This window comes from Hymenobacter agri (assembly GCF_054778495.1).
On the sequence record NZ_BAAGZM010000859.1, the window covers coordinates 1 to 1,393 of the forward strand.

Here is a 1,393-nt window from a genome sequence, read left to right on the forward strand (position 1 = left end):
GAAGGTCGGGCACCGGTGAGGTCGCCGCGCCGGGGCTGAGTTGCCGGGGCCGGCGTGGTGGTTTGGGCGTGCAGAACGCCCGACAGGCTGGCCAGCAGGCCTAGCAGAACGGGAAAAGTTTTCATGGAAAGCAGGCAAAAAAGACGAATGCCGACGCCGCTTAACGCAAGGAGCGGGCCAACCGTATTGGGGGAGGCGGGCCGGTTTCGGTTTTTTCGCCGCAATTTCGTGTTTTGCCGCTAGTATGACTTCTGACGCCCCTGCCGCGCCGCCGCGCATTGAGCCCGCCACGCTCACCGACATTCCCACCATCATCCGGCTGGCCGAGGCTACCTGGGAACCTACCTACCGCTTCATCATCTCGGAAGAGCAGCTGGAGTACATGTACCGCGTGATTTACTCGCCGGCGGCCCTGAAGCGGCAGATGCAGGAGCAGCAGCACCAGTTTCTGGTGGCCTACGTGGAGGGCGAGCCGGCCGGCTTTGCGTCCTTCTCGCCCCAGCCGGCCGATGCTGCTCCCGAGGGCACGAAAGGCTACAAGCTGCACAAGATTTACGTGCTGCCCACCCGCCAGGGCCAGGGCCTGGGCCAGCACCTCATTGAAGCCGTGGAAAACGCCGCCCGCGCCGCCGGCGGCCACTTCCTCGACCTGAACGTGAACCGCTACAACCCCGCCATTTCCTTCTACGAGCGCCGCGGCTTCGAGCGCCAGCGCGAGGTAGATGTGCCCATCGGCCCGTATTTCATGAACGACTACATTATGCGGAAGAAATTATGAAAAGGGTTGAGTTTTGAGGGTTGAATGTTGAGTCAGTCGAAAAATAAAATAAACGAGTAACTCAACATTCACCACCCAAAACTTAGCTCTTCTTTCTCACCTCAACATTCACCTCTCAAAACCCAACCCTTTTAAAATGGCCACCAAACTCACCGTTCTTTCCAATGGCTCGCTCCGCGTCGAGGGCGAAGATATCGAGCTCGTCGACGCCCAGGGCCAGCCCTACGGCCTCGGCGGCCGCCAGCGCATCAGCATCTGCCGCTGCGGGCTCTCGAAGCAAAAGCCCTTCTGCGATGGCTCGCACAAAGGCCACTTCGAGCACGACGCTACGGCCTTCGACCTGCCCGCGCCCAAGCCGGCCGTGTAAGCTGATAATCGACGCATGAAAAAGCCCGCTGGCCAATTGGCCGGCGGGCTTTTTCATGACGAAGCAGCTCGCCCCTACCCCGCCGCCCGGCGCAGCTGCGGCCCGAGCATCTGCCACAGGTTTTGGCGCACCACGTCGCCCATCGAGTCGCACTTGTCGAAGGCGGTAGTGTGGTGGTAGCGGTTGAGCTCGGCCTTGAGCTGGGCTACTTTGGCGGGCGGGGCCAGCGTGTCGGCGCGCATGGCGGC

Annotated in this window: 2 protein-coding genes; both read left to right on the forward strand. The window is 61.7% G+C overall.

The genetic code is table 11. The features are described 5' to 3' along the window. Window positions 1–244: 244 nt before the first annotated feature. Window positions 245–778, forward strand: a complete 534-nt coding sequence (locus ACYVDE_RS22840; RefSeq protein WP_460503835.1) for a GNAT family N-acetyltransferase — start codon at window positions 245–247, stop codon at window positions 776–778. Window positions 779–914: 136 nt separating this feature from the next. Next, on the forward strand, window positions 915–1,145 hold the full coding sequence (locus ACYVDE_RS22845; protein ID WP_046243298.1) for a CDGSH iron-sulfur domain-containing protein: 231 nt from the start codon (window positions 915–917) through the stop codon (window positions 1,143–1,145). Window positions 1,146–1,393: the final 248 nt, after the last annotated feature.